The sequence below is a fragment of the Citrobacter sp. S39 genome, from assembly GCF_009495675.1.
In the GTDB taxonomy this organism is placed as follows: Bacteria; Pseudomonadota; Gammaproteobacteria; order Enterobacterales; family Enterobacteriaceae; genus Citrobacter; species Citrobacter freundii.
Window position 1 is genome coordinate 1,269,066 of the sequence record NZ_CP045555.1, and the last position, 19,862, is coordinate 1,288,927.

The following is a 19,862-nucleotide window of genomic DNA, read 5'->3' on the forward strand; positions in this document are numbered from 1 at the left end:
GGCGAGGATTAATATGGATAAGGCGATGTTATCGTTCGACAAAGTCAACGCCCACTACGGCAAGATACAGGCGCTGCACGACGTCAGCTTGTATATCAACCAGGGTGAAATCGTTACTCTGATTGGTGCCAACGGCGCGGGAAAAACCACGCTGCTCGGCACATTGTGTGGTGACCCGCGAGCGACCAGCGGGCGAATCGTCTTTGATGGTAAAGACATTACCGACTGGCAGACGGCGAAAATCATGCGCGAAGCGGTAGCGATTGTGCCGGAAGGGCGTCGCGTGTTTTCCCGTATGACGGTGGAAGAGAACCTGGCGATGGGCGGTTTCTTTGCCGAGAAAGACCAGTTTCAGGAACGCATCAAGTGGGTGTATGACCTGTTTCCTCGCCTGCATGAGCGTCGTATTCAACGTGCGGGAACGATGTCCGGCGGTGAACAGCAGATGCTGGCGATAGGCCGTGCGCTGATGAGCCAGCCGAGGCTGCTACTGCTTGATGAACCATCGCTGGGTCTGGCGCCGATTATCATCCAGCAGATCTTTAACACCATTGAGCAACTGCGCGAGCAGGGGATGACCATCTTCCTTGTCGAACAGAACGCTAACCAGGCGCTGAAACTCGCCGATCGCGGCTACGTGCTGGAAAACGGTCATGTGGTGCTGGAAGACACTGGCGATGCGCTACTGGCTAACGAAGCGGTGCGCAGTGCGTATCTGGGCGGTTAATCATTCTCTGAATAGACAAGGGGCCCGCTGTGGCCCCTTTTTATTGCGCTATGTTATTATTGAGAATAGTTATCAATAATAAAAAATGAACATGGAGAAAGGATGATTCGTTCAGGTACCTGCATGATGATTGGCAGTTTGTTTTTGACGCTTTCTTTAACTACCCTGGCCTCGACACCGCCAGCGTTTGACCCGCGCGATCCCGCAATCTGGGAAGAGAAATCGGACAACCCGTTAGCGCAATCCGACTCGCCCTGCGAAGTGTTTACCAGCTCGGTATGCCCGGGCTGGGAAGATGATAAATCAGATATCCAACGTGAACGTGAGCGACGAGAGCAGCAGCGTTTACAGAATGAGTACGAACGACGCTGGCGCAGAGATTAATCTTTCTCCTGCAGCAACAGATAACGCCATCCTGGCCGGGTAAGGCATACCGCTACCCGGCTTTGTTGTGCACCACTCCGCATTTTCCTGTCACTACGCTTTCACCGCCTTGCCATCTGTTTGTCGCCTTACTATCTTTTTTTTGTAATAAAAAAGTTATTTTTCTGTCATTCGAGCATGTCATGTTACCCCCGCGAGCATAAAACGCGTGATATCGCGCATCCGGCACAACAAGAGAGATAACCGATGATATCGTTACGACATACAGCTTTAGGACTGGCACTTAGCCTGGCGTTTGCAGGTCAGGCACTGGCGGTCACCACCATCCCATTCTGGCACTCAATGGAAGGCGAACTGGGTAAAGAAGTTGATTCTCTGGCGCAACGTTTTAATGCCGCCAATCCCGACTACAAAATTGTTCCGCAGTACAAAGGCAACTACGAGCAGAGCCTGAGTGCAGGAATTGCCGCTTTCCGTACCGGAAACGCGCCTGCGCTGCTACAGGTTTATGAAGTGGGTACGGCAACGATGATGGCTTCGAAAGCCATTAAACCGGTCTATGAAGTATTCAAAGAGGCTGGCATCAACTTCGATGAGTCTCAGTTCGTACCGACGGTTTCTGGTTATTACACCGACTCTAAAAGCGGACATTTGCTTTCTCAACCGTTTAACAGCTCCACTCCGGTGCTGTACTACAACAAAGATGCCTTTAAAAAAGCTGGTTTAGACCCTGAGCAGCCGCCGAAAACCTGGCAGGACCTGGCGGAGTACACCGCGAAGCTGAAAGCGGCAGGCATGAAGTGCGGTTACGCCAGCGGCTGGCAGGGGTGGATTCAGATTGAAAACTTCAGTGCCTGGAACGGTCTGCCGGTCGCTACCAAAAACAACGGTTTTGACGGTACTGACGCGGTGCTGGAGTTCAATAAACCGGAACAGGTAAAACATATCGCTCTGCTGGAAGAGCTGAACAAAAAAGGCGATTTCAGCTACTTCGGGCGTAAGGACGAATCCACTGAGAAGTTCTATAACGGGGATTGTGCCATTACCACCGCCTCTTCCGGGTCGCTGGCTGATATCCGCCATTACGCGAAATTCAACTATGGCGTCGGAATGATGCCGTACGATGCCGATGTGAAGGGCGCGCCGCAGAACGCAATTATCGGTGGGGCCAGTCTTTGGGTGATGCAGGGCAAAGACAAAGCCACCTACGAAGGCGTGGCGAAGTTCCTCAACTTCCTGGCGAAGCCTGAAATTGCTGCCGAATGGCATCAGAAGACCGGCTATCTGCCGATCACCACAGCTGCCTACGACCTGACCCGTGAGCAGGGCTTCTATGATAAGAACCCTGGGGCTGATATTGCCACCCGCCAGATGCTGAACAAGCCGCCGTTGCCGTTCACCAAAGGGCTGCGTCTGGGCAACATGCCGCAGATCCGTACCATTGTGGATGAAGAGCTGGAAAGCGTCTGGACCGGGAAGAAAAACCCGCAGCAGGCGCTGGATGCCGCCGTTGAGCGTGGCAATCAGTTACTGCGCCGCTTTGAGCAATCGACCAAATCGTAATGTGAAATGCCGGGTGGCGGCTGTGCCTTACCCGGCCTACAAATGCGCGTAGGCCGGATAAGCGTAGCGCCATCCGGCGCTGTTCAGGAATCAAACTTCCATGTCCTCATCCCGTCCGGTGTTCCGTTCGCGCTGGCTTCCCTATTTACTGGTGGCTCCGCAGCTGGTTATCACCGTTATTTTCTTTATCTGGCCTGCCGGTGAAGCGCTGTGGTACTCGCTACAATCCGTTGATCCGTTTGGTCTTTCCAGCCAGTTTGTCGGACTGGAAAACTTTGTCGCGCTGTTTCATGACCCGTACTACCTCGACTCATTCTGGACCACCATTAAGTTCAGTACGTTAGTCACGGTAAGCGGTCTGCTGGTGTCGTTATTTTTTGCGGCGTTGGTGAATTACGTGGTACGCGGCAGCAGTTTTTACCAAACGCTAATGCTGTTGCCTTACGCCGTTGCGCCCGCCGTTGCCGCCGTATTGTGGATCTTCCTGTTTAACCCCGGGCGCGGGCTGATTACCCATTTTCTCGGTGAGTTTGGCTATGACTGGAACCATGCGCAAAACAGCGGTCAGGCAATGTTCCTGGTGGTGTTCGCGTCGGTCTGGAAGCAGATTAGTTACAACTTCCTGTTCTTCTTTGCCGCACTGCAGTCTATTCCTCGCTCGCTGATCGAAGCCGCCGCGATTGACGGTGCGGGGCCGGTTCGCCGCTTCTTTAAACTGGCGCTGCCACTTATTGCCCCGGTGAGCTTCTTCCTGCTGGTGGTGAATCTGGTGTATGCCTTCTTTGACACCTTCCCGGTGATTGATGCTGCCACTGCAGGCGGGCCGGTACAGGCGACCACGACGCTGATTTATAAGATCTATCGCGAAGGTTTTGTCGGGCTGGATCTGGCTTCTTCCGCTGCACAATCGGTGGTGCTGATGTTCCTGGTCATTATTTTGACGGTGGTGCAGTTCCGCTATGTGGAAAGTAAGGTGCGTTACCAATGATTGAGAACCGTCGTGGGCTGACAATATTCAGCCATGCCATGTTGATTATGGGGATCATGGTGATCCTGTTTCCGTTGTACGTCGCGTTTGTCGCGGCGACGCTGGACAACAAAGCGGTGTTTGAGACGCCGATGACACTGGTTCCCGGCACGCAGCTGCTGGAAAACATGAAATACATCTGGGTCAACGGCGTGGGCGTCAACAGCGCGCCGTTCTGGCTGATGATGCTCAACAGTTTCATCATGGCGTTCAGCATTACGGTAGGGAAAATTACTGTCTCTATGCTTTCCGCATTTGCCATCGTCTGGTTTCGCTTTCCGCTGCGCAACCTGTTCTTCTGGATGATTTTTATCACCCTGATGCTGCCGGTTGAGGTGCGTATTTTCCCGACGGTAGAAGTGATCGCCAACCTGAAGATGCTCGACAGCTATGCGGGTCTGACACTGCCGTTGATGGCATCTGCGACAGCGACTTTCCTGTTCCGTCAGTTCTTTATGACCCTGCCGGATGAACTGGTTGAGGCGGCGCGTATTGACGGCGCGTCACCAATGCGTTTTTTCCGCGATATCGTACTACCGCTGTCAAAAACCAATCTGGCGGCGCTGTTCGTTATTACCTTTATCTACGGCTGGAACCAGTATCTGTGGCCGTTGTTAATTATTACCGACGTCAATTTGGGCACTGCGGTGGCGGGTATCAAAGGCATGATTGCCACCGGTGAAGGCACCACGCAGTGGAACCAGGTAATGGCCGCCATGCTGCTGACGCTCATCCCTCCGGTAATCATCGTGTTAGCCATGCAGCGCGCGTTTGTGCGTGGTTTAGTGGACAGTGAGAAATAAAAATGGCTGGTTTAAAACTACAGGCAGTAACCAAAAGCTGGGACGGTAAAACCCAGGTGATTAAACCGCTGACGCTGGACGTCGCGGACGGGGAATTTATTGTGATGGTTGGACCATCCGGTTGCGGTAAGTCTACGCTGCTGCGGATGGTGGCCGGGCTTGAACGGGTAAGCGGCGGCGATATCTGGATTGATAATAAACGCGTCACCGAGATGGAGCCGAAGGATCGCGGCATTGCGATGGTCTTTCAAAACTATGCTCTCTACCCGCATATGAGCGTGGAAGAAAACATGGCCTGGGGGCTGAAAATCCGCGGGATGGGCAAGGAACACATTGCTGAGCGGGTAAATGAGGCGGCGCGTATTCTCGAGCTAGGTGAGCTGCTCAAACGTCGTCCGCGCGAACTTTCCGGCGGCCAGCGCCAGCGCGTAGCGATGGGACGAGCGATTGTACGTGACCCGGCGGTATTCCTGTTCGATGAGCCGCTTTCTAACCTTGATGCCAAGCTGCGCGTACAGATGCGTCTGGAGTTACAACATTTGCATCGCCGACTGAAAACCACCTCGCTGTACGTGACGCACGATCAGGTTGAAGCGATGACCCTCGCCCAACGGGTAATGGTAATGAACAAAGGTATTGCCGAGCAAATCGGTACCCCAGTTGAGGTGTATGAAAAACCCGCCAGCCGCTTTGTGGCGAGCTTTATCGGCAGCCCGGCGATGAATCTGCTTGATGGGCGCATCAGCGCTACGGGTACCCATTTTGAGCTGGAGGGCGGCATGACGTTACCCATCGGCAGAAGCGCCAGGGAGTGTATTGGGCGTAACATGACGCTGGGTATCCGCCCGGAGCATATTGCGCTAAGCTCGCAGGCCGAAGGCGGCGTGCCGCTGGTCGTCGACACGCTGGAAATGCTGGGTGCGGATAATCTGGCACATGGACGTTGGGGTGAGCAAAAGCTGGTGGTGCGGTTGGCGCATCAGCATCGCCCGACGGCAGGCAGTACGCTGTGGCTGCATCTGCCAGAACATCATCTGCATCTTTTTGATGGCGAAACAGGACAACGCGTATGAATAACTGGCCTTACCCCCATATTGTCGCCCATCGCGGCGGCGGTAAGTTAGCCCCGGAAAACACCCTGGCGGCAATCGACATGGGGGCGCAATATGGGCATACCATGATCGAGTTTGACGCTAAATTGTCGAAAGACGGTGAGATCTTCTTACTGCATGACGACAACCTGGAACGCACCAGCAACGGCTGGGGCGTGGCTGGCGAATTGAACTGGCAGGATCTATTGCGTGTTGACGCCGGCAGCTGGTTTAGCGGTGAGTTTAAAGGCGAACCGTTGCCGCTGCTCTCGCAAGTTGCTGAGCGCTGTCGCCAGCACGGCATGATGGCAAATATTGAGATCAAACCCACCACCGGGACGGGGGCGCTCACCGGGAAGGTCGTGGCGCTGGCCGCGCGTGAATTGTGGGCGGGAATGACGTCACCACTGTTGTCATCCTTTGAAATTGATGCGCTAGAAGCGGCGCAGCAGGCGGTGCCTGAACTGCCGAGAGGTTTGCTGCTGGATGAATGGCGCGAGGACTGGCGTGAGCTGACCACGCGGCTTGGCTGCGTCTCTATTCATCTTAATCATAAGCTGCTGGATGAGGCGCGCGTGGATGCGCTGCGCGATGCGGGGCTACGTATTCTGGTGTATACCGTCAACCGACCCCAGCGCGCGGCGGAACTGCTGCGCTGGGGTGTGGACTGCATCTGTACCGATGCCATTGATACCATTGGTCCGGATTTCCGACCCTGTTAAGGCCCAATCGTTTTTAACGGAACGTTAGGCTGCGGCGTGCTGGAGGGCTTCAGCATGTCGCCGTTCTTTTTCTCCGACAGCATATGTTGCTTATTGAGCGAGCTGTCCGGATTACGGGTTCCACTCAACATCCCACCGTTACTGTTAGGCAGCATTTGCTGCTGTCCAGGATTCAACTCGCCCGGCTGAGACTGCAGCACGCGCTGGGTGTTCGTGTTGATTTGGTTTTCCATATGCTGTTGCTGCATGCGCGTCTGCGTTTGCAACTGCTGGTTGAGCATCCCTTTCTGCTGAATCTGCTGTGATTGCATTTGGGTTTGCATACGCTGCTGGCTCGGGATCTGATAACCGGGTTGATTCGGGTTATTCATGGTGTTGATGGGCTGTGCAAAGCCTGCAAACGGCAAGAGCATGGCTAAAAGTAAGAGTCGTTTCATCGCTTTTCTCCTCTCGGGGATCATTTAAGTTTACTCCTTTCTCGCCGTTACGATGATTATTTCAGAGTTATGCACCAGGCTTAGTGGGGGCAGACCCCCGTACATCTGGAGAATAACGATGATAAAACCGACGTTTTTACGCCGGGTAGCCATTGCTGCTCTGCTCTCAGGAAGTTGTTTTAGCGTTGCTGCCGCGCCGGCTGCGCCACCGCCGGTATCCTACGGTGTCGAGGAAGATGTGTTCCATCCCGTTCGCGCGCAACAGGGGATGGTGGCTTCCGTAGATGCTTTAGCCACCCAGGTTGGGGTGGATATTCTGAAACAGGGCGGGAATGCCGTTGATGCCGCTGTTGCCGTGGGCTACGCGCTGGCGGTGACGCATCCGCAGGCGGGTAATCTGGGCGGCGGTGGGTTTATGCTGCTGCGTACCAAAGACGGTAACACCACGGCGATCGATTTTCGTGAAATGGCTCCCGCTGGCGCGACCCGTGATATGTTCCTTGATGAACAGGGCAACGCCGATGCGAAAAAGTCGCTAACCTCACATCTGGCATCCGGTACGCCGGGTACCGTGGCGGGTTTCTCGCTGGCGCTGGAGAAATACGGCACGATGCCGCTGAACAAAGTCGTGCGCCCGGCGATGAAGCTGGCGGAAGAAGGCTTTGTGGTTAACGACGCGCTGGCCGACGATCTGAAAACCTATGGCAGCGAAGTGCTCCCTAATCACGAGAACAGCAAAGCCATTTTCTGGAAAGACGGCGAGCCGCTGAAAAAGGGCGACAAGCTGGTGCAAACGAACCTGGCGAAAAGCCTGGAGATGATTGCCGAGAACGGTCCGGATGCGTTTTATAAAGGGGCAATTGCCGAACAGATAGCTGGGGAAATGCAGAAAAACGGCGGGTTGATGACCAAAGAGGATTTAGCCAGCTATAAAGCCGTGGAGCGTACGCCGATTAGCGGCGACTATCGCGGGTATCAGGTCTTCTCGATGCCACCGCCGTCCTCTGGCGGTATTCACATTGTGCAGATCCTCAATATTCTCGAAAACTTCGATATGAAGAAGTACGGGTTTGGCAGCGCTGATGCCATGCAGGTAATGGCTGAAGCGGAGAAATATGCCTACGCCGACCGCTCGGAGTATCTGGGCGACCCGGATTTTGTGAAAGTACCGTGGCAGGCGCTGACCAACAAAGCCTATGCCAAATCGCTTGCCGATCAAATTGATATCAACAAGGCTAAGCCTTCCAGCCAGATCAAACCTGGCAAGCTCGCGCCGTATGAAAGCAATCAGACCACCCATTTCTCGGTGGTGGATAAAGACGGTAATGCCGTGGCGGTGACGTATACCCTGAACACCACCTTCGGCACCGGCATTGTGGCGGGTAACACCGGCATTCTGCTTAATAACGAAATGGACGATTTCTCCGCCAAGCCGGGCGTGCCGAACGTTTATGGGCTGGTGGGCGGCGATGCCAACGCGGTTGGGCCGAAGAAGCGTCCGCTGTCATCAATGTCGCCGACTATCGTGGTAAAAGACGGGAAAACCTGGCTGGTTACCGGCAGCCCTGGCGGGAGCCGAATCATCACTACCGTGCTGCAAATGGTAGTCAACAGCATTGATTTTGGAATGAACGTCGCCGAAGCGACCAACGCGCCGCGCTTCCATCATCAGTGGTTGCCCGATGAACTGCGCGTTGAGAAAGGGTTTAGCCCGGACACCATTAAGCTGCTGGAGCAGAAAGGGCAGAAAGTCGCGCTGAAGGAAGCGATGGGCAGCACGCAGAGCATTATGGTAGGACCGGATGGTGCACTGTATGGCGCATCTGACCCGCGTTCCGTGGATGATTTAACGGCGGGATACTGATTTTTGATTAATAGCCCGGTGTCAGGCACCGGGCGTTTTGTTGGCTATGCCGTGAGCAACCGCGCTGGGTTATCAATACAGAGCCTGCGTAGAGTATCGTTGTCTACTCCACGGGCGGCCAGATAGGCGAGGAAAACATTCGGGACAAATCCCCAACCGTTCCCCCCATTTTTTGCCCACATCTGTTTGAGAAAAACATCATGGCTTAAAACTATCTGATCGGCGTAACCCAATTCAATCAGATGTGCTACCGCATCTGCGGTTTCCTGAACGCCTGGGGCGATACCTTCTTTTGGGAAAGTGATGTCCAGGCCAATCATGTCAAATTCAAGCCATACGCCGCGATCGAGCATTTTTCGTTGATAGGCAACATCTTTTCCCGAAGGATCTGAATGCGCCAGCGAGACTTTTGCCGGAGAGACGTTCATCTCTTCAAGGACAATATCCAGCACCTCATCACCCAGCCGCAGCCACCCTGGCATATGGATATTCATCGCAGTATGAGGATTATTACGTTGTGCCAGAGAAGCCGCTCGCAGACTGTTGCGTTCCGCCTGCGTAAAAGCGGGTGATACGCCAATTTCACCTATCATGCCGGCGCGAATATCCGTCTCGCCTATCCCCTGATTCAGTTCCTTATCAATAAGTGAGGCTAACAACTCGACAGGTTTGTGGATCCTGGCACTTTCAAACTTCTCCAGATAAGGTCCTGATGAAGCTACGATGTTCAAACCGGTTTTTAATGCCACTTCTCGCAATGACAAGACATCTCGACCGATAGATTCAGAACCTGTCGCGTCGACAATCGTCCTGCCTCCCAGTGACATAAAGTTGTTGATTTCAAAGATGACATCATCAATTTCCTTTCTGTCCATGTTATCGGCGCAGCAGTAGGGATCATGTTTCAATCCCCACTGCAGATCAGCGCTGACCTTTTTCCCCACGAGTTGCTGTGAGAATTCATAATGCGGTTCGTCAACAACCGATGATAAATCGTTAAACAGATGCTCATGCGGTAGCGTCAGACCCATATCCGTGTGCGCCACTGGGCCTGTCACGGTTTGCAGGAAACCTTTCATCCTGACACCTCCATTTTTTGCGCCATTTTGGATGCTCTGTATTCGGGGATGGTGGTAACAATTGCGCCTATTAGCGCAAACAGCGTCCCAATGATCGTGACCAGATAGACCGTATTACCCAGTGACGGGATAAGTTCATCAATCAACACTGAGCCAAGCAATTGACCCGCGGTAGAAGCAACACCGAGCATCAACAGCCCTAAGCCTCTGACCAGAATCGCCATCAGCCCGATGGACAGCAGACCCAGCGGGCCACCGAGATACATCCACCACGTATCGGGTAACTGGACGGTGACATGACCTAATGCGACACGTATCGCCAGCGCAGCGCCCAGCACACAAAAGCCGACGATGAAGTTCCAGGTAATGGAAACCAGCATAGAGCCCGTTGCCTCGGCAACTTTGGCATTTCCAGCGGGCTGCCAGCCAGCGAGTAATCCTGCCAAAAATGGAAGGATAGCGAGCAGGATAAAGGAGGTTGAATGCCACTGTGGTGACACGACAAAAATCGTGGCAATAACAGCGAACAATGCGCCAGTAACGCGCCATGGCGTGAAGTATTTCTTCTCGTCCACACCGACACCAAAACGGTCGCACAGCAGGCCGGAAAGGAGGAGGGCGGAAATTAATGCAGTTTGAAACGTGGCAACGCCCAACGCGCTGGCTGATGCCCCTTCCGAAAATACAACCATCGCCCCGCATAATCCGGCAAACCAATTCCACAAAGGGATTTTCCGCGTTTTTATCAGAGCTGGGATCGACGCGAATTGCTGGCGTGTTTCTTTGCGCGCAATAATAATAAAAAACATGACGACCAGACCACTGGCGAACGAGATTACTGCGCAAGCATTTCCATCCTGCAACCAGTGTCCCAATTGCCCATTAACGGCAGACTGCATAGGGGAAAGCATACCGGCTAAGATAGTTGCAAGCATCAGTAAGGGGGTTGAGTACTTATTCTTGTTCATACATCAATCCTTATATTTTATAAAAGGAGTAACTTTCGTTACTCCATTGTTTTTTATTTTCTGGCGATGAATTGAAGCGTGTTAACCCACAGGTCGGTATAAAACGACCAGGACATAAATTGCTGTGTTCCCCAGTGCGGCGAACAGTCGCTCATGAAGCAGGCGGTTTTACCCTGTTGGTATTCACCAAACACTAACAGCGGGTCATTATTTATTGTTAAGACAACATCGGCATCTTCTCTAGAGACAACCTGGTTATATCCAAGAAATGCCGGGTAGTCGGTGAATCCGTTAACGACAGGATGTTCAGGGGAAATAGCCTCAGCGTAGATACCTTCTGGTTTTTCTACCCGGTCATCGCCGTCAAGCATAATAACTGGCAAAACCTCGGCAAGAATGGTGTTCTTGTAATTAGCTTTTGCCTCAATACCCATAAATGACAGATAGCCGCCAATCATGAGCAGTCCACCACCATTTTTGACATACTCTTTAATTGATTCCAGAGCATTGGGCTTTATTTTTAGCTGATAGAACGTCTCGTTTTGCAACAGAAACGTATTGCTGCCGATATCGCTAATGACAATGACATCGTAACGGTTTAGCTCATCAATGCTTTCTGGAAATGCGATTTGCACGGTGTGAGCAGGCATGTAATCAACTTCTACTCCGCCTTTCTTTAAGCATTCCAGTAACCATGGGGCACCCTCTTCATATTTACTGGAGGTAAAACTGTCATAGCCTTTTGAATGGATCATGTGAATATGCCAGGATTCTCCAATAAAGAGCACCTTTAGTTTTTTCTGTGTATTATTCATAGTCTGCTCCTTGATTTAGTGAGTCGAGATAGTTTGTTTGTAATGCGAACCTTGAATGCGATGAAGAACGGATTCGTTTTCTGGCATGTCAGAGGCATTGGGTGTTTCAACAGCAAGCGAGGCGAATGCACTGGCGTAGCACAATGCAGATGCCAGTGATTTTCCTTTAGCAAGGCCAGATGCGAGTGCACCATTGAAGGCATCACCCGCTCCTGCGGTATTTTTTACAACTGCCGGGAATGCCGGAGAATAGATGAATTGTGTTCCGTCATAAGCGAGGGAGCCTTTGCTCCCTAGGGTGATAATGGTATTTTTGACGCCTTTCTGATGAATAATCTTTGCCGCACTTTTTGCCGACTCAATATCATTGACGGACATGTTTGCCAACAGACCCGCTTCGGTTTCATTTGGCGTGATATAATCAATATTATCAATAATGGTATTGACCATTTCATTGTATGGTGCTGGATTTATAATGACAGGGATATCATTTTTCTGTGCGAGACGAATGGTTTGGTGAAGCGCTTCGTAATTTGTCTCCAGTTGTACGAGAACAATATCTGAATGAACGATGGCTTCTTTTTGTATGGTGATTTCATCAGGGGAAATTGTCATGTTAGCACCGGGGTAGATAGCGATGACGTTATCCCCGGTATCTCCATTCACCATAATAGTAGCTGTACCTGTTTGTGTTTCTTTGGTCTGATAGATAACGCTTTTATGGATTTTTGATGAGTTTATAAAATTAATGGCGTAATCACTGAAATGGTCTGACCCTACTTTAGTAATAAAATGCACATCAGAATCGGCATAGCTTGCAGCTAATGCCTGATTGCATCCTTTACCTCCGGGCGAAAAAATAAATTTATCGGCAAGTAATGATTCGCCTGTCGAGGGGAGTCTCGGTAGGTAACTGATAATATCAACATTGAACGAGCCAATAACACATACATTATTCTTCATGGCAGAGAGACCTTTTTTTATTTTCTGCGCTGATTCATATTTTTCCAGCACATAAGCAATTTCGTTTTTTGCAACGTTATCAAGAGAGTCAAGGGTAATAAATGCACCACCATGACAGCGAGTGAGATATCCCTGTCCGGCAAGTTCATTGAGATCTGAGCGAATAGTTTCCTTTGTTACCTTGAGACTTTTCGCCAGATTTGAAACTTTTACAACTCCCGAAATACTGATTTCTTTCAATATTCTATGATGGCGTTCAAATTTCATTTTTTACCTCACCGTGGTTAAGTTAGTCCCAGGGGAAGTATATTGTTGTGATTGTCACCATAAAGTGATGGCAGAAACCAAAAAAAAACAAAAATGTAATATTAATATTATTAAAGTTAAGATAAATAGCGATGAAGATAGTAAGTAAAATAACCCTATGATTCAGGCGGTTGTTACGCCTGAAGATGACGGCGGAGGCGATGGACTGCAATCAACAACTTTATGCCAGGATTGGATGGCAATTCCGCTTTTGCATGTAACGACGGGGAGATTAAGGATAATGACCTACAGCCTTCTGAACGTTGCAGGTCTTATTAGTTCCTTAAGGAACATACTGTTGCAGTGATTCAGACCAGTGAAATATTTGGCTGCTTTTATCCTGCAGGTTCACGACCTCTAAATCATAAAATCCCTGCGTCTTTGCCGACCGCAATTTCAGGATGTACTTACTCTCGCTGATGTCGTGCTGCCTTGTGCCGTCTTTATTCCAGTCTCCGGCGATATCCGAATAGTAATAAACAAGGTCAGAAAACACGTTGATTATCTTGCTGTCTTTGATGGTGTAGAGTTCCAGCACTTCATAAAATGCCCCACCGCCGGAGTAGGCATCGGAGTAGCCACCGCGCACCCCGAACGCCAGAGTATCGGGAGCGATCCGGTACGGTGCCAGATCCAATTTTGTATAATAAGCCAGCGGTCTGACGGACTCATCATCGCTCTCTTTCTCGGCAGCTTTATTCCACGCTGAGATCTGGTTTAATGGTTTTTCCGAGCGGGCAATCGGCTGCAGCTGTTGGTTCTGCCAGGAGAAAACGCCGAGATATAATTTATTGGCGCGTCCGTTGTTGTAGTTTTCCGGACAGGTGTTATCCGCGTACTTTTTTGCCTGCCCGGCATCGGCCTGATTGTCAGCAAAACAGGCGACGCCAATGTATTTCCCGTCTTTTCCCCAGGCTTTGGCGCCAGTGAGGATCAGATTATTAGGATTTTCGTTCGGCGCAACCCAGCCAATCCACTGGTTCTCTGATAATCCCTGTGGAAGTTCACCAAATCCTTTCGCAGGTGTTGCCCCTGCCATTTGCTCAGCAAAAATCTGTTTACCTTCAGTATGTTGAATAGCGCCGGGTACGGCATCGAGATTTTGTACGGTAGTGGCAAAAGCTGGGGAGAGCGAGGCCAGTAAAACCAGGGGAACAAACTTTTTCACTATTGCGTCCTTTCAATAAGCAGGGCGATAAGACTCGCCCTTAAATTTATTTCACGCGTGCCATAAAATACGCATCCACGTACTCGCCGTTGCGCAGGCCGTATTTCTTACCTGTCCCTTCGATCTCAAAGCCATGCTTTTTATAGACCGCAACAGCAGGTTCGTTATCAACAAACACCGTTAACTCGATACGGTCGACGCGCAGCCAGTTGTCGCACATGTCGATCATCGTACGGAGAAGCGCGCTGGCAACGCCGCGATTCTGCCAGCGGGCATCAACGCAGATACCAAAATCGGCGACATGGCTGCGGCGGGGGCGCTGCGCGACCTCAATACAGAGATGTCCGACGACGATATCATCAATGCACGCGACCAGTTGTTTGATTCCGACCCGTTCGGTTAGTCGCTCTTGCCACATCTCCATGGAAGGATGAGGAACCTGTAGCGTGTTGTGATACACCTCTGGCTGGGCATGGATCTGACGAATTGCGTCGTAATCTTTCGGTTCAGCGTGGCGTATCACTATCTCACTCATTCCTTATCTCCTTCAGGGTTAATTGAGTCTTTACCCTCGCTGAGAAAGAAAATTCCGTCAACTGCATTTTTTTGCAAAAAGAAGTAGACAAGTGCGAATGAGAATGATTATTATTGCTCTGCGTTCAGGGGAACCCCTACGGAGAACCTGAAAGCACGACATTGCTCACATTGCTTCCAGTATTACTTTAGCCAGCTTTTGCTGGCTTTTTTTTTGGGGTTTTGTTTCAGCCTGGCTTACTTGTCATTTTGTCCCCGGGATGATGCCGGATGGCGCTTGCGCTTATCCGGCCTACGGCTGAGACCTGGGTTTTGTAGGCCGGATAAGGCAACGCCGCATCCGGCAAAGAATCCAACATTCAGTCTCCAGCCGCTTTGCGCTATGGTGTAGATAATCATCTTCAAAAGGACTGTCTCATGACCTTACACTGCGCATTTATTGGTTTTGGTAAAAGTACCACTCGCTACCATTTGCCGTACGTCCTCAACCGCAAAAATAGCTGGCATGTCGCGCACATTTTCCGCCGTAACGCCAGGCCGGAAGAGCAGGCGCCGCAGTATTCACATATTCACTTCACCAGCGGCCTCGACGAGATCTTAAACGATCCGCAGGTGAAGTTAGTGATCGTTTGTACCCATGCTGACAGCCATTTTGACTACGCCAAACGTGCGCTGGAGGCGGGTAAAAACGTGCTGGTTGAGAAACCGTTCACGCCGACGCTGGCAGAAGCAAAAGTGCTGTTCGAACTGGCGCAAAGCAAAGGGCTGACCGTTACGCCGTATCAGAATCGCCGTTTTGACTCCTGCTTTCTCACTGCTAAAAAAGCGATTGAGAGCGGCAAGCTCGGCGAAATTGTTGAGGTTGAAAGCCATTTCGATTACTACCGTCCCGAGGCGGAAACTAAGCCGGGATTGCCACAGGATGGCGCATTTTATGGCCTGGGCGTACACACCATGGATCAGATTATCTCGCTGTTCGGACGCCCCGATCATGTGGCGTATGACATCCGCAGCCTGCGTAATAAAGCGAACCCGGACGATACCTTTGAAGCGCAGCTGTTTTACAGCGACCTGAAAGCCATTGTTAAAACCAGTCATCTGGTGAAAATCGACTATCCGAAGTTTATCGTCCATGGCACCAAAGGCTCGTTTGTGAAGTACGGCATCGACCAGCAGGAAACCAGTCTGAAGGCCAATATCATGCCGGGTGAGCCAGGTTTCGCTGCTGATGATTCCATCGGAATGCTGGAGTATGTCAACGATGACGGCATCACAGTAAAAGAAGAGGTGAAGCCGGAGGTAGGGGATTACGGTCGCGTCTATGATGCGCTGTACCAGACGCTGACCGCCGGTACGCCTAATTACGTCAAGGAATCTGAAGTTCTAACCAACCTGGAGATTCTCGAACGCGCCTTCGAACAGGCATCTCCGGCGACGATAACCCTCGCCAAATAGCCTGCACAGACTCCTCTGGGTTTATTCATATTTTTTGAACAGAGGAGTCAATTTTCACCCTCTATGATCCCAGGCGGATTGAGTCCACACTTACTCCATCGAAAACATCTGGGGGTGAACACAATGATCTATTTACGCAAAGCTAACGACCGCGGTCATGCGAATCATGGCTGGCTCGATTCCTGGCATACCTTCTCTTTTGCCAACTACTATGACCCGAATTTTATGGGGTTCTCGGCACTGCGCGTGATTAACGATGACGTGATCGACGCAGGTCAGGGCTTTGGCACTCACCCCCATAAAGACATGGAAATCCTGACCTACGTGCTGGAAGGCGCGGTGGAACATCAGGACAGCATGGGCAACAAAGAGCAGGTGCCGGCCGGAGAGTTTCAGATTATGAGCGCCGGGACGGGGATCCGTCACTCGGAGTACAACCCGAGTAATACTGAGAAGCTGCATCTGTATCAGATCTGGATCATGCCGCAGGAAAACGGTATTACGCCGCGCTATGAACAGCGCCGTTTCGATGCCGCTCAGGGTAAACAACTGGTGCTGTCGCCTGATGCCCGCGATGGCTCACTGAAAGTGTACCAGGATATGGAGCTGTACCGTTGGGCGCTGGTCAAAGATGAGCAGTCGGTACATCAGATTGCCGCTGAACGTCGCGTCTGGATCCAGGTCGTTAAAGGCAACGTCACCATTAACGGAACCAAAGCGACCACCAGCGACGGTCTGGCAATCTGGGATGAACAGGCAATTTCTATTCATGCCGACAGCGACAGCGAAGTATTGCTGTTTGACTTGCCGCCTGTATAACGTGCTGGAACCTGATGTAGGCCGGATAAGACGCGAAAGCGTCGACATCCGGCTTTTCATCGTTTGTCATTAATTCCATGCGTCCGTGGTAAACTGGGGGAATCTATCCCTTTTTAACGCTTCAGGACGATGAAAAAGAAAAGACCCGTACTTCAGGATGTAGCCGACCGCGTGGGCGTGACTAAAATGACGGTCAGTCGCTTTTTGCGTAACCCGGAGCAGGTCTCCGTGGCGCTGCGGGGCAAAATTGCCGCTGCACTTGATGAGCTGGGTTATATTCCCAATCGCGCTCCTGATATCCTTTCTAACGCCACCAGCCGCGCTATCGGCGTGTTGTTACCGTCTCTCACTAACCAGGTTTTTGCTGAAGTGTTACGCGGCATTGAGGCCGTCACCGACGCCCATGGTTATCAAACTATGCTTGCGCACTACGGCTATAAGCCAGAGATGGAACAAGAGCGCCTGGAATCGATGCTGTCGTGGAATATCGATGGCCTGATCCTCACCGAACGTAGCCATACGCCTCGTACGCTGAAAATGATTGAGGTCGCCGGTATCCCGGTGGTTGAGCTGATGGACAGCCAGTCCCCGTGTCTGGATATCGCCGTCGGTTTCGACAACTTCGAAGCCGCGCGCCAGATGACTGCCGCTATCATCGCCCGCGGGCACCGTCATGTTGCCTATCTTGGCGCACGTCTTGATGAACGTACTATCATCAAACAGAGGGGCTACGAGCAGGCAATGCGCGATGCCAACCTGGTGCCGTACAGCGTGATGGTGGAACAGTCTTCTTCCTACTCCTCCGGTATTGAACTCATCCGTCAGGCGCGGCGCGAATACCCGCAGCTCGACGGCATTTTCTGTACCAACGATGACCTGGCGGTAGGGGCGGCCTTCGAATGCCAGCGTTTAGGGCTAAAAATCCCGGATGACATGGCGATTGCCGGATTCCACGGTCACGACATCGGACAGGTGATGGAGCCGCGTCTGGCGAGCGTGCTCACGCCGCGTGAACGCATGGGCAGCATTGGTGCTGAACGCCTGCTGGCGCGCATCCGTGGTGAAGCAGTCACACCTAAAATGTTAGATTTAGGTTTCACCTTGTCACCGGGCGGATCTATTTAAGCCAACAAGTTTGAAGTAGCTCACACTTATACACTTCGAGCACGAATGGATATTGCTTCTCTATTTATCCGGCTGGACAATGTTACCGATAACAGTTACCCGTAACAATTTCCAGATTCTTGTACCAGTGGGGGCAACGCTTTGAGCACGACTAATCATGATCACCACGTTTACGTTCTGATGGGCGTATCGGGCAGCGGTAAATCTGCTGTCGCCAGCGAAGTGGCGCATCAACTGCAGGCCGCGTTTCTTGATGGCGATTTTCTCCATCCGCGCAGCAACATCATGAAAATGGCTTCTGGTGAGCCACTCAACGATGATGACCGTAAACCGTGGTTACAGGCGCTGAATGACGCCGCCTTTGCGATGCAGCGTACCAACAAGGTTTCGCTGATCGTCTGTTCCGCTCTGAAAAAAGTCTATCGCGACCAGCTGCGCGACGGTAACCCGAACCTCTCTTTCATCTATCTGAAAGGGGATTTTGACGTTATCGAAAGCCGTCTGAAAGCGCGTAAAGGCCACTTCTTCAAAACGCAGATGCTGGTGACCCAGTTTGAAGCGCTGGAAGAACCAGGTGCGAATGAAAACGATGTACTGGTGGTCGATATCGATCAACCACTGGACGGTGTGGTCGCCAGCACCATTGAGGTTATTAACCAGGGCAGTAAGTAGTGAGTACATTAACGCTTGTTTTAACAGCAGTAGGGTCCGTTTTATTACTGCTGTTTTTAGTGATGAAGGCGCGTATGCACGCCTTCCTTGCTTTGATGGTGGTGTCTATTGGTGCAGGTCTCTTTTCCGGTATGCCGCTCGATAAAATCGCCGCGACTATGGAAAAAGGGATGGGAGGCACGCTTGGTTTCCTGGCGATTGTTGTGGCGTTGGGGGCGATGTTCGGCAAGATTTTGCATGAGACTGGCGCAGTCGATCAAATTGCCGTCAAAATGCTGAAATCCTTCGGCCACAGCCGCGCACATTACGCGATTGGCCTGGCCGGTCTGATTTGCGCGCTACCGCTGTTCTTTGAGGTGGCGATTGTGCTGCTGATTAGCGTAGCGTTCTCGATGGCGCGTCACACCGGTACCAACCTGGTTAAATTAGTCATTCCGTTGTTTGCAGGCGTAGCGGCGGCTGCGGCGTTTTTACTGCCGGGGCCAGCGCCGATGTTGCTGGCTTCGCAGATGCACGCTGACTTTGGCTGGATGATCCTGATTGGCCTGTGTGCCGCGATTCCGGGCATGATTATCGCCGGGCCGCTGTGGGGTAATTTCATCAGCCGTTACGTTGAGCTGAACATTCCTGATGACATTACCGAGCCGCATCTGGGCGAAGGTAAAATGCCGTCCTTCGGCTTTAGCTTGTCGCTGATCCTGCTGCCGCTGGTATTGGTTGGTCTGAAAACCATCGCCGCGCGCTTTGTGCCGGTTGGTTCTTCAACTTACGAATGGTTTGAGTTTATCGGCCACCCGTTTACCGCGATTCTGGTTGCCTGTCTGGTGGCGATTTACGGTCTGGCGATTCGCCAGGGTATGCCAAAAGACAAAGTGATGGAGATCTGCGGTCATGCGCTGCAACCGGCGGGGATTATCCTGCTGGTGATTGGTGCAGGTGGCGTGTTTAAACAAGTGCTGGTTGATTCCGGCGTCGGTCCGGCGCTGGGCGAAGCGTTAACCGGAATGGGTCTGCCGATTGCCATTACCTGCTTCGTGCTGGCGGCAGCGGTGCGTATCATTCAGGGTTCTGCGACCGTGGCGTGCTTAACGGCGGTCGGTCTGGTGATGCCGGTGATTGAACAGCTAAACTTCTCCGGCGCACAGATGGCGGCACTGTCTATTTGTATCGCAGGCGGCTCGATCGTGGTCAGCCACGTTAACGACGCCGGTTTCTGGTTGTTCGGTAAATTTACCGGCGCAACGGAAGCACAAACGTTGAAGACCTGGACGATGATGGAAACCATCCTCGGTACGGTCGGCGCAATTGTCGGTATGATTGCCTTCCAGCTGTTGAGCTGA

General features: G+C 51.8%; 21 protein-coding genes. 13 read left to right on the forward strand and 8 right to left on the reverse strand.

Annotated elements, in window-relative coordinates:
* Positions 1-13 precede the first annotated feature (13 nt).
* From livF to ugpQ, 7 genes are all read left to right on the forward strand, one after another.
* On the forward strand, positions 14-727 hold the full coding sequence (gene livF, locus GFB57_RS05920) for a high-affinity branched-chain amino acid ABC transporter ATP-binding protein LivF (protein ID WP_003827581.1): 714 nt from the start codon (positions 14-16) through the stop codon (positions 725-727).
* A gap of 102 nt (positions 728-829) precedes the next feature.
* Positions 830-1,111 (forward strand): hypothetical protein, encoded by a 282-nt coding sequence (locus GFB57_RS05925; protein WP_003023442.1) that lies wholly within the window; start codon positions 830-832, stop codon positions 1,109-1,111.
* 246 nt (positions 1,112-1,357) lie between these two features.
* Positions 1,358-2,674, forward strand: a complete 1,317-nt coding sequence (gene ugpB / locus GFB57_RS05930; RefSeq protein ID WP_003023445.1) for a sn-glycerol-3-phosphate ABC transporter substrate-binding protein UgpB — start codon at positions 1,358-1,360, stop codon at positions 2,672-2,674.
* Positions 2,675-2,774: 100 nt separating this feature from the next.
* Complete coding sequence (ugpA, locus tag GFB57_RS05935) at positions 2,775-3,662, forward strand: sn-glycerol-3-phosphate ABC transporter permease UgpA (protein WP_003023448.1); 888 nt, start codon at positions 2,775-2,777, stop codon at positions 3,660-3,662.
* Entirely contained in the window at positions 3,659-4,504 is an 846-nt protein-coding gene (gene ugpE / locus GFB57_RS05940; RefSeq protein WP_003023450.1) for a sn-glycerol-3-phosphate ABC transporter permease UgpE, read from the forward strand. The genes ugpA and ugpE overlap by 4 nt, the downstream gene beginning before the upstream one ends.
* A gap of 2 nt (positions 4,505-4,506) precedes the next feature.
* A complete protein-coding gene (locus tag GFB57_RS05945; protein ID WP_003023452.1) occupies positions 4,507-5,577 on the forward strand; it encodes a sn-glycerol-3-phosphate import ATP-binding protein UgpC in 1,071 nt (356 codons plus the stop codon).
* Positions 5,574-6,317, forward strand: coding sequence for a glycerophosphodiester phosphodiesterase (gene ugpQ / locus GFB57_RS05950; RefSeq protein WP_003023454.1), 744 nt, complete (start codon positions 5,574-5,576; stop codon positions 6,315-6,317). The genes GFB57_RS05945 and ugpQ overlap by 4 nt, the downstream gene beginning before the upstream one ends.
* Here ugpQ and GFB57_RS05955 read toward each other — a convergent pair.
* Complete coding sequence (locus GFB57_RS05955; protein ID WP_003023456.1) at positions 6,314-6,754, reverse strand: DUF2756 family protein; 441 nt, start codon at positions 6,752-6,754, stop codon at positions 6,314-6,316. The genes ugpQ and GFB57_RS05955 overlap by 4 nt on opposite strands.
* Positions 6,755-6,872: 118 nt before the next feature.
* Between GFB57_RS05955 and ggt the strand changes: the two genes are divergently transcribed.
* Positions 6,873-8,618 carry a gamma-glutamyltransferase gene (gene ggt, locus GFB57_RS05960; RefSeq protein WP_003023458.1) on the forward strand — a complete coding sequence of 582 codons (1,746 nt, stop codon included), beginning with the start codon at positions 6,873-6,875 and terminating at the stop codon, positions 8,616-8,618.
* A gap of 44 nt (positions 8,619-8,662) precedes the next feature.
* On the opposite strand, the gene GFB57_RS05965 is transcribed toward ggt, so the two are convergent.
* The 7 genes from GFB57_RS05965 to GFB57_RS05995 form a co-directional block, all read right to left on the reverse strand.
* Positions 8,663-9,697 carry a phosphotriesterase gene (locus tag GFB57_RS05965; RefSeq protein WP_003023461.1) on the reverse strand — a complete coding sequence of 345 codons (1,035 nt, stop codon included), beginning with the start codon at positions 9,695-9,697 and terminating at the stop codon, positions 8,663-8,665.
* On the reverse strand, positions 9,694-10,665 hold the full coding sequence (locus GFB57_RS05970) for a DMT family transporter (protein ID WP_003023463.1): 972 nt from the start codon (positions 10,663-10,665) through the stop codon (positions 9,694-9,696). Before GFB57_RS05970 ends, GFB57_RS05965 begins: the two co-directional genes overlap by 4 nt.
* Positions 10,666-10,718: 53 nt before the next feature.
* Positions 10,719-11,480: a glutamine amidotransferase gene (locus GFB57_RS05975; RefSeq protein WP_290366944.1), complete on the reverse strand. Its 762-nt coding sequence runs from the start codon at positions 11,478-11,480 to the stop codon at positions 10,719-10,721.
* Between the two features lie 15 nt (positions 11,481-11,495).
* Complete coding sequence (locus GFB57_RS05980) at positions 11,496-12,710, reverse strand: PfkB family carbohydrate kinase (RefSeq protein WP_003023466.1); 1,215 nt, start codon at positions 12,708-12,710, stop codon at positions 11,496-11,498.
* A gap of 322 nt (positions 12,711-13,032) precedes the next feature.
* Positions 13,033-13,917, reverse strand: coding sequence for a hypothetical protein (locus GFB57_RS05985; RefSeq protein ID WP_003023468.1), 885 nt, complete (start codon positions 13,915-13,917; stop codon positions 13,033-13,035).
* Between the two features lie 46 nt (positions 13,918-13,963).
* The gene (yhhY, locus tag GFB57_RS05990; protein ID WP_003023469.1) at positions 13,964-14,452 is read right to left on the reverse strand and encodes an N-acetyltransferase; all 489 of its coding nucleotides are present in this window, start codon (positions 14,450-14,452) and stop codon (positions 13,964-13,966) included.
* A gap of 226 nt (positions 14,453-14,678) precedes the next feature.
* The gene (locus GFB57_RS05995) at positions 14,679-14,810 is read right to left on the reverse strand and encodes a hypothetical protein (protein ID WP_009364666.1); all 132 of its coding nucleotides are present in this window, start codon (positions 14,808-14,810) and stop codon (positions 14,679-14,681) included.
* 58 nt (positions 14,811-14,868) lie between these two features.
* Here GFB57_RS05995 and GFB57_RS06000 point away from each other — a divergent pair, with 58 nt between their 5' ends.
* From GFB57_RS06000 to gntU, 5 genes are all read left to right on the forward strand, one after another.
* Positions 14,869-15,906 (forward strand): oxidoreductase, encoded by a 1,038-nt coding sequence (locus GFB57_RS06000; RefSeq protein WP_003023471.1) that lies wholly within the window; start codon positions 14,869-14,871, stop codon positions 15,904-15,906.
* Positions 15,907-16,029: 123 nt separating this feature from the next.
* The gene (gene yhhW / locus GFB57_RS06005; protein ID WP_003023472.1) at positions 16,030-16,725 is read left to right on the forward strand and encodes a quercetin 2,3-dioxygenase; all 696 of its coding nucleotides are present in this window, start codon (positions 16,030-16,032) and stop codon (positions 16,723-16,725) included.
* Between the two features lie 129 nt (positions 16,726-16,854).
* Positions 16,855-17,850, forward strand: coding sequence for a gluconate operon transcriptional repressor GntR (gntR, locus tag GFB57_RS06010; protein ID WP_003023473.1), 996 nt, complete (start codon positions 16,855-16,857; stop codon positions 17,848-17,850).
* A gap of 141 nt (positions 17,851-17,991) precedes the next feature.
* Complete coding sequence (gene gntK / locus GFB57_RS06015; RefSeq protein WP_003023475.1) at positions 17,992-18,522, forward strand: gluconokinase; 531 nt, start codon at positions 17,992-17,994, stop codon at positions 18,520-18,522.
* Positions 18,522-19,862, forward strand: a complete 1,341-nt coding sequence (gene gntU, locus GFB57_RS06020) for a gluconate transporter (protein ID WP_003023477.1) — start codon at positions 18,522-18,524, stop codon at positions 19,860-19,862. Before gntK ends, gntU begins: the two co-directional genes overlap by 1 nt.

What these genes read in the sequence shown, in the direction of transcription:
- livF (WP_003827581.1), top strand. Translation starts at nt 14, where the DNA reads ATGGATAAGGCGATGTTATCGTTCGACAAAGTCAACGCCCACTACGGC.
- GFB57_RS05925 (WP_003023442.1), top strand. Translation starts at nt 830, where the DNA reads ATGATTCGTTCAGGTACCTGCATGATGATTGGCAGTTTGTTTTTGACG.
- ugpB (WP_003023445.1), top strand. Translation starts at nt 1,358, where the DNA reads ATGATATCGTTACGACATACAGCTTTAGGACTGGCACTTAGCCTGGCG.
- ugpA (WP_003023448.1), top strand. Translation starts at nt 2,775, where the DNA reads ATGTCCTCATCCCGTCCGGTGTTCCGTTCGCGCTGGCTTCCCTATTTA.
- ugpE (WP_003023450.1), top strand. Translation starts at nt 3,659, where the DNA reads ATGATTGAGAACCGTCGTGGGCTGACAATATTCAGCCATGCCATGTTG.
- GFB57_RS05945 (WP_003023452.1), top strand. Translation starts at nt 4,507, where the DNA reads ATGGCTGGTTTAAAACTACAGGCAGTAACCAAAAGCTGGGACGGTAAA.
- ugpQ (WP_003023454.1), top strand. Translation starts at nt 5,574, where the DNA reads ATGAATAACTGGCCTTACCCCCATATTGTCGCCCATCGCGGCGGCGGT.
- GFB57_RS05955 (WP_003023456.1), bottom strand. Translation starts at nt 6,754, where the DNA reads ATGAAACGACTCTTACTTTTAGCCATGCTCTTGCCGTTTGCAGGCTTT.
- ggt (WP_003023458.1), top strand. Translation starts at nt 6,873, where the DNA reads ATGATAAAACCGACGTTTTTACGCCGGGTAGCCATTGCTGCTCTGCTC.
- GFB57_RS05965 (WP_003023461.1), bottom strand. Translation starts at nt 9,697, where the DNA reads ATGAAAGGTTTCCTGCAAACCGTGACAGGCCCAGTGGCGCACACGGAT.
- GFB57_RS05970 (WP_003023463.1), bottom strand. Translation starts at nt 10,665, where the DNA reads ATGAACAAGAATAAGTACTCAACCCCCTTACTGATGCTTGCAACTATC.
- GFB57_RS05975 (WP_290366944.1), bottom strand. Translation starts at nt 11,480, where the DNA reads ATGAATAATACACAGAAAAAACTAAAGGTGCTCTTTATTGGAGAATCC.
- GFB57_RS05980 (WP_003023466.1), bottom strand. Translation starts at nt 12,710, where the DNA reads ATGAAATTTGAACGCCATCATAGAATATTGAAAGAAATCAGTATTTCG.
- yhhY (WP_003023469.1), bottom strand. Translation starts at nt 14,452, where the DNA reads ATGAGTGAGATAGTGATACGCCACGCTGAACCGAAAGATTACGACGCA.
- GFB57_RS05995 (WP_009364666.1), bottom strand. Translation starts at nt 14,810, where the DNA reads ATGTTGGATTCTTTGCCGGATGCGGCGTTGCCTTATCCGGCCTACAAA.
- GFB57_RS06000 (WP_003023471.1), top strand. Translation starts at nt 14,869, where the DNA reads ATGACCTTACACTGCGCATTTATTGGTTTTGGTAAAAGTACCACTCGC.
- yhhW (WP_003023472.1), top strand. Translation starts at nt 16,030, where the DNA reads ATGATCTATTTACGCAAAGCTAACGACCGCGGTCATGCGAATCATGGC.
- gntR (WP_003023473.1), top strand. Translation starts at nt 16,855, where the DNA reads ATGAAAAAGAAAAGACCCGTACTTCAGGATGTAGCCGACCGCGTGGGC.